We start from the raw sequence: 6,718 nt of genomic DNA, 5'->3' as shown, positions 1-6,718 counted from the left end.
CAGAGTACCACCAACAGGCAGTTGATCTCTCCTCACCGATTAACCATGAGTGGTGCACTTATTATCTGAATTCGGGTGGCGCTCAAATCCACCATCATTAAAGCCCAACTATCACTCAGTGATATGGACAGACATGTTTACCAAGACTTTAATTTAACACTAGCTCAGCACCCCTCTGAAAACGAACAACGGTTAATGATCCGTTTACTTGCCTATGCACTAAATGCCTGTGAAGGACTGGAGTTTACCAAAGGCTTATGCGCTGACGATGAACCTGAACTATGGGTTAAGAATTACAGCGAAGAGATTGAACTTTGGGTTGAACTAGGACTGCCTGATGAAAAACGCCTTAAAAAAGCGTGTAATAAATCAAAACAAGTGATCCTCTATACTTATGGCGAAAATAATCAGGCAATTTGGTGGCAAAAACACCAGCCTAAATTATACGACTTTAAAAATCTAAGTATTTTCGGCTTGGATTATAGCGCGACTCAGGCTTTAGCTCAGTTAGCAGAACGAAGTATCAAGCTCACTATTACCATTCAAGATGGCGAAGTATGGGTAAGTTCTGATAGCGCAAATATTGAAATCAAACCAAGACAGTTAATGTAAACCAAACGGCGACATTACTGAATAGCTTTACATCGACGTCACTAATGTCCTGACACGAGAAAGCATTCTATTGACTTAGATATCTTTTTGGGTAAATTATAGCGTTGAAGTTAGTTAATCATAATTACATTGATTTTTAACTTCTTATTTATAATTATAAAACTAAAGGAATTAGCAATGAAACTTAAGCTAAAAAAGCAACAGGTCAAAAACCTTTCTCTAAGTAACAAACATATCAACCTAGACATGACGCTAAAGATCCAAGGTGCAGGTAAAAATCCGACATTTTTTCCATGCGAAACAGGATTATGTGGTACACAAATGACTGTTGACTACGGTTTCACATGTCAATGGGACTGTGGTACAACGATTTGCTAATGTTGAAATCAAACCACAACAGTTAATGTAATTTGTGATTACGTAGTAAGTGTTGTAGCCAACCAAAGGTGGCTACAACGTATTTACCTACAACCGAGATGCGGCATCGTTTAGCAAATCAGAATAGGCAGAATCTGCACCTATTCGTTTGGCCTCTGCTCGCAAGTCATTGCTAATTCTTGCTCGGGTAAATTCATCAGTTAATAATTCATTTAGCTGATACGGTGAACGACTTATCAAAATCGCTTGCTCAAGTGGGCTTTTAGCTGCATTAATCTGTTGTGTATATATGCTCTCACTAGAGCGTTGAGCCGATGCACTCAATTTTGCCATCGCAATTGACAAATCTGAATACAGCTTTACGGCATCGTAATCAAATTCAGCACTGTCGATGTCCATCACGGGAAGATCTCGTGCCAAAAATGCATTCACCGTTTGCTTAAACTCATGCGGAGCCTCATTCATAAACTCATCTATTCTGATAATATTAAAGAGATCTTGCCTTAGCGACTCTCGCTCTACCTTTTGTGACGGCTCATTATTAAGAGTTTGAATATATTGCGGCAAAAATTCAGTCCTTGATTGAGGGTTAGCTAATGCGAGGCGATTATAAATTCCAGCTTTTGTTGCTCTGATAGCATCATTTGATACGTTATTAGATTTATTTTCTGATATCACAAACTGGTCATCTATCAGTAGTTTGGCTTTCTCAAAAGGAAGATGACCAACAACAGCCTCAAGAATTGAAAAGCCTAATGCAGGATCTTCCACATTGGCTAGCTGACCACTAATTACATCGAGTAATTGCTGCTTTACTTCTGCTAAATGCGTGGCAGAAACTTTCGCCTCTTCTCCATTAACCAGTAAGATAGTCTCAAGTACATTTAGTAAGCCAAATTTTGCCCGCTCTGATGCACTTTCGAATAGCGAAATTAACTCATTGGACAGCTCAATAGGAGCCAACGTACTCATATATTCAAGCACATACAAGCCTTGCTCTGATTCCACGCCTAACTGCTGTACCATATTCCACAATATACTTATTTTATCTTTTCTTGATATATTCGGATCTTTTAATAGCTCTATTAGCTCAGCTTCAAAATCAAGCATGGCCTTTGTACCAAAACTATTCTTTAATGTTAAAGTAAGCGTATCTGCTAACTCTAACATTTTATTATTTTCTTTATCTGTTAATTTAACATCCATATCATAAAAATCGGGAAGTGTAGCTATGAGCTCTGACTGACTAACAAAAGGAACTGTCTCATTATTTTCTGCAGTTTTTTTTACTTCCTTTTCTGCTGTGGATACAAAATAAATGACAACAAAAAAAACAGCTAATAAAAGTAATGCTACATATTTTGCAATTAGTTTCATATCCACCTCAAATTATCTAGTGCTTGGGAAGCTATTATAAAGATTTCTCGGAGTGAAAACGGTAACTAAATTCTCGCCAGTAACCTTTTTGTATGAGTAGTTCACAAAAGTATCACAACGGAACTTTGCCTTCACTTTTACAAAACTACCATCTTTATATACCCATTTACCTTCTGTATATTGTGCTGTGATTGTATATTCTGGATCAAAGCTACGTTGTGCCCACCCAGCTTCAACGATTTCTCCATGCCTAGTACCTCGACCGTACTTCGCGCCCCAGTATGAGGAAGCACCTTTAAAGCTACTCAGCGTGTTTTTGTGAATAACAGTGTTATCATTCAATACTTCAAGTACTTTTGAACCGTCCCAGATCCCAACGTGCCCAGCCCAACCTAGGCCTGAAATTGATAGATCTCGAGCAACAACATCACCTACACTCGTTGGGTTGCCAGCAAAAGCTGTTGTACTTATAGCGAATAATAATGCACCAATAGATAAAACCTTCATGAAATTTCCTTTTAATTAAAAAAACCAACAGAATAATAACATTTAAAACAAGAAATTCAACCCAACCACAAAAACATAAATTAAACACCTATAAATTTGCACCAATCTATAAATTGCAAAAGTGAAAATACCACAACAAATGTAAAATCTACAAAACCACAACAACACTTTTTAATAAGTTTAAAAATCCAGTTAAATAATGAGAAAATGTTTTTTACAACCAAACTAAAATAAAACTACTAAAAAATTTTATATATTGCATTTTTATAAATTTAACGTCTGTCGAAAAGCCAACACTGCTACACTTGCATTTGAGATTAAGGTCACTGGCAGTGGTATCTACCAGTGATTTTTCAGCGGGGTCTTAGACTACAGCTTGCGCCATACTGAGTGCTTGTCTGGTTGTTGACCTTTGGTCCACCAGCGCGCTTGATATTCAACGCCTTGATAACTCACCCTGTCGCCGCCTGTATATGCCTTATTGGCATTCCATGCGTTACTAGCATCGGACTTGTCGACCAGTTCCCACGCATCACTTTGGTCGGGCTGCTGACCTTTTACCCACCATTTAGCACGATAGCTTTTGCCCTGATACACCGCGGTATCGCCAGCGGTATAAACTTGATCGGCACGCCACGTATCACCATTTGGTGGCGCGGTTTGGTTAGTCACTGTGATGGTAAAGCTAACGGTTTTTTCAAACGTGCCATCAGAAACGCTTACTTGCCCCTGATAGTCGGTATTTTGCAGAACCTCTGGCGCAGCCAGCGTGATAGTTGCACCGCTACCGCTATAGCTCAGTGGCGCAGGGATCTGCCATGCAAAGGTGAGTGGATCTTTGTCATCATCAAACGCATGAACATGAAGTGATGTGCTTGAGCCTTCTTTTAGCGTGATATCGGCGGGGGTATGAACCACAGGGGCACGGTTTTGTGGCTTAGCTAAAATTGCAAGGTTAAAAGTGTACTGGGTATCACTGACAAATAGCTGATTAGCAGCGAGTTGCGCAGCATCAAATACAATATTGCCATCACTTTGTTGTACGCCAATTTGTAACGTATTCGCATGATTATTATTAAGTGTGCTAGCAAATTGCGCTGCCCAATGATTGATATTGCTTTGTGTTATCGACAGTTTTTCTTGTACCAACTCTTGGCCATCACCATCAAAAACACGTAGCCATACCGTATCGCCTACATTGGCCAGTTGACCCTGTTTGATAAAAAAGCCAGCAGACGTCCAACTTACTGGCTCAGTCGGTGTAGTATCTCGTACTATCGTGACGTCGCTACAATTGTAAAAACCTTCACCTACAACATCATCACGCTGCCAATGCGTATATAAGATAGCATCTCCGCTAAATTTACTCGGCACCGCAACCTGCATTTCATAATAGCGTTTACCGTCTGGTGCGACGAAGAAGTCTACATTGCCATACTCTTGTACTAGCTCTAAATCTTGCCACGCTAGAGGCGTTGACTGAATATCCGCTTCCGGTTTAGTAAGATAAAACTGCCAAAAGCTCGGGTTGTGAGGCGTTGTTGCACGAAATCTAACTTTAATTTGGTTTTGAGCATCTGGCGTTATCGCGGTTCTTTGCCACTCACTCGATGCGATATTCATGCCCGCTTTGTTTCTGTCGCCACCCGCACAAAGTTGTCCGTTAGGAACAGTAGCTTGTACTGCCTGCAGATTAAAATAATCGGGAACATTAGCTGCAAACTCATGCTTTTGAACAAACTGCACATGCTCAGATGCTAAGTAAGCGGCTCGACATGCCGCATTTGGAATATTGCTTCCATCTTTTGGCCACCAAAATCCGCCCTGCTCTTCACAGATCGCTTGTCTTGCCTTTGGACTATCCATATAACCATGTGCAAATGCGTTCGATGCTGCCAAGCCAAGTGCCATGGCAATACTGACTGTTAACATAGAGTTTTTCATTTTCGTCTACTCGTATTAGAGAAGTAACCGCCGCCACTTCGATTAAGATTAGAATGAGCGAGAGTCTATCGATGCTTGCCACACGAAATTCAACCTTGATCTGTGCACCTAAGTTTCGCACGTTGATAAACACAACTTATCTTGGTCGCGCCACTGTACTTCGACAGTAAAAAACAACGCTGTCATTGTTAACAAGTGATAAGTTCTTGCACGTCCATGGCATGCTCGCCTTCATTGTTTGTAATAAAAAAGTATCCAGGTTAATTTTATTGTAAGAATCAACTCGAATTCGAGGCATTTTACTCAAGCAAAAGTCAATAACAATAGATGAGATTATTAATTACATTCAGTACTTTATGATTGATTTAAAAAATACCTTTGCACCATAATTCTGGCCTAAATACCTGTTTAATTTGACTATTACAATAACCAAAACAATTGAAATACTTTATTCTCTAATAATTTACAATCAGAAGGGGCTACACTGTGTAAAGCTTTATCTACATTGGGTACTAAATTACATTTAATAAAAACACTTTATTCCTACCAAAAAGATTAAAAACAATTCTTTTTACGTAGTAGCTTTTTGTACTATAGCCTTATAATTTGGCTATACTTTGACTTTACTGCTTACTTGGAAATGATTTTGCGAACGCTATTTACGTTACTGTTGCTCATTTTGGTGTTTATCATAGGGTTTATTATGGGTGTGTACACTTTACCGATAATGACGCAACCTCCGGCGGCTAAGCACACAGAAATACTTGAGATCAGTAAAGCCGCAACATATAAAGGCCAATTCAAGAAGGAGCTTAAAGATTCAGACGCATTACACTACGCCATCGGAGAGATTTATTTTACGGATAACCACATTGCATTTGTGGGTGAGATAGCCCCAGGACCAGACTATCGGCTTTACCTCGCCAAAACATTTATTGAGACAGAAGCCGACTTTAAAGCACAAAAACACACCATGGTGGAAATTGCTAACATAAACCAATTTTCGCAGTTCGTTCAGCCCAAGTATCGCCAAGTTGATCTGGCCCAGTTTCAGAGTGTTATTATTTGGTGTGAGCATTTTGAGCAGTTTATATCGGCAGCGTCATTACAACGCATGGATAGTAACTAGATCTGAAATGATGGTGCGACAGGTAAACAAACGAGCCAACACTAGCTCTGTTATGCTGTCTCTCGTTCCAAAATAACAACCATGGAATCAGATTCACCAAAGCCTGATGCAGGAATAACAACCTGTTTTAATTGCCAGCCATTTTGCCCTTCAGCATTTAATAGCGACTGCACATCTGGTGTCCCTGATTTAAAAAAGCGCAATTTAAATGGTAATTCAACTGTTTTATATTCATATTTTTTCATCACTCTAGCCTCCTTAAGAGTAAGACTCGTATAATCTAAATTAAAAGTGGCAGCTAGTGCCTTCTGAGTTTCCATGGAAGCACTCGCCTCTCTTTCGACCCTCTGAATGGTTCTTTTGCTTAAACCAGAAGCACCAGCTAACTGCTCTTGGGTCCACCCCTTGAGCATCCTTTGCCTGATTATCAAAGCGGCATCAATTTTCATTTTTTACACTTATATCTATTCCCTAGCGTTATTAAGTAATACCCTAAAAATATGAAGTTTAAAACGCCAAATAAGTGAAAGCTTGGCGACAGAAAGGCGACAGCACGGACAATTCAAAGCTTTTTTGCTTTATAGAGAGCCCAAAGACACACTACACTTTGAAGTAGAAGCTGCTTCACGCAGCGATCTTGTGTTTCTTCACCGAAAGATAATCCACTCTGCTAGGCTAGTAACAACTCGCCGGGTAAACCGCCTTATATGGACTCCTCCAATTGTACAAGCCACTTTTAGCATTATTAGTGTGATTGCGTGCTTATATCCG

General features: G+C 39.7%; 7 protein-coding genes. 3 read left to right on the top strand and 4 right to left on the bottom strand.

What is annotated here, in order from left to right; genetic code table 11:
* Positions 1-75 precede the first annotated feature (75 nt).
* On the top strand, positions 76-612 hold the full coding sequence (locus tag NO992_RS23220; RefSeq protein WP_253107814.1) for a YaeQ family protein: 537 nt from the start codon (positions 76-78) through the stop codon (positions 610-612).
* A 177-nt stretch (positions 613-789) separates the two neighbouring features.
* Positions 790-990 (top strand): hypothetical protein, encoded by a 201-nt coding sequence (locus NO992_RS23215; protein ID WP_371380768.1) that lies wholly within the window; start codon positions 790-792, stop codon positions 988-990.
* A gap of 87 nt (positions 991-1,077) precedes the next feature.
* On the opposite strand, the gene NO992_RS23210 is transcribed toward NO992_RS23215, so the two are convergent.
* From NO992_RS23210 to NO992_RS23200, 3 genes are all read right to left on the bottom strand, one after another.
* Entirely contained in the window at positions 1,078-2,367 is a 1,290-nt protein-coding gene (locus NO992_RS23210; RefSeq protein ID WP_371380766.1) for a hypothetical protein, read from the bottom strand.
* Between the two features lie 12 nt (positions 2,368-2,379).
* Positions 2,380-2,874, bottom strand: a complete 495-nt coding sequence (locus tag NO992_RS23205; RefSeq protein ID WP_017218239.1) for a hypothetical protein — start codon at positions 2,872-2,874, stop codon at positions 2,380-2,382.
* A gap of 369 nt (positions 2,875-3,243) precedes the next feature.
* Complete coding sequence (locus tag NO992_RS23200; protein ID WP_371380764.1) at positions 3,244-4,818, bottom strand: lytic polysaccharide monooxygenase; 1,575 nt, start codon at positions 4,816-4,818, stop codon at positions 3,244-3,246.
* Between the two features lie 640 nt (positions 4,819-5,458).
* On the opposite strand from NO992_RS23200, the gene NO992_RS23195 reads away from it, so the two are divergent.
* Complete coding sequence (locus NO992_RS23195) at positions 5,459-5,947, top strand: DM13 domain-containing protein (protein ID WP_371380762.1); 489 nt, start codon at positions 5,459-5,461, stop codon at positions 5,945-5,947.
* Between the two features lie 50 nt (positions 5,948-5,997).
* Here NO992_RS23195 and NO992_RS23190 read toward each other — a convergent pair whose 3' ends face one another.
* Positions 5,998-6,396, bottom strand: coding sequence for a DUF4177 domain-containing protein (locus NO992_RS23190; RefSeq protein ID WP_082086204.1), 399 nt, complete (start codon positions 6,394-6,396; stop codon positions 5,998-6,000).
* Positions 6,397-6,718: the final 322 nt, after the last annotated feature.

The sequence above is a fragment of the Pseudoalteromonas sp. DY56-GL79 genome, assembly GCF_041414765.1.
Taxonomy (GTDB): Bacteria; Pseudomonadota; Gammaproteobacteria; order Enterobacterales; family Alteromonadaceae; genus Pseudoalteromonas; species Pseudoalteromonas piscicida.
This window is presented reverse-complemented; position numbering and strand designations above follow the sequence as displayed.

What these genes read in the sequence shown, in the direction of transcription:
- NO992_RS23190 (WP_082086204.1), bottom strand. Translation starts at nt 6,396, where the DNA reads ATGAAAATTGATGCCGCTTTGATAATCAGGCAAAGGATGCTCAAGGGG.
- NO992_RS23205 (WP_017218239.1), bottom strand. Translation starts at nt 2,874, where the DNA reads ATGAAGGTTTTATCTATTGGTGCATTATTATTCGCTATAAGTACAACA.
- NO992_RS23215 (WP_371380768.1), top strand. Translation starts at nt 790, where the DNA reads ATGAAACTTAAGCTAAAAAAGCAACAGGTCAAAAACCTTTCTCTAAGT.
- NO992_RS23210 (WP_371380766.1), bottom strand. Translation starts at nt 2,367, where the DNA reads ATGAAACTAATTGCAAAATATGTAGCATTACTTTTATTAGCTGTTTTT.
- NO992_RS23195 (WP_371380762.1), top strand. Translation starts at nt 5,459, where the DNA reads ATGATTTTGCGAACGCTATTTACGTTACTGTTGCTCATTTTGGTGTTT.
- NO992_RS23200 (WP_371380764.1), bottom strand. Translation starts at nt 4,818, where the DNA reads ATGAAAAACTCTATGTTAACAGTCAGTATTGCCATGGCACTTGGCTTG.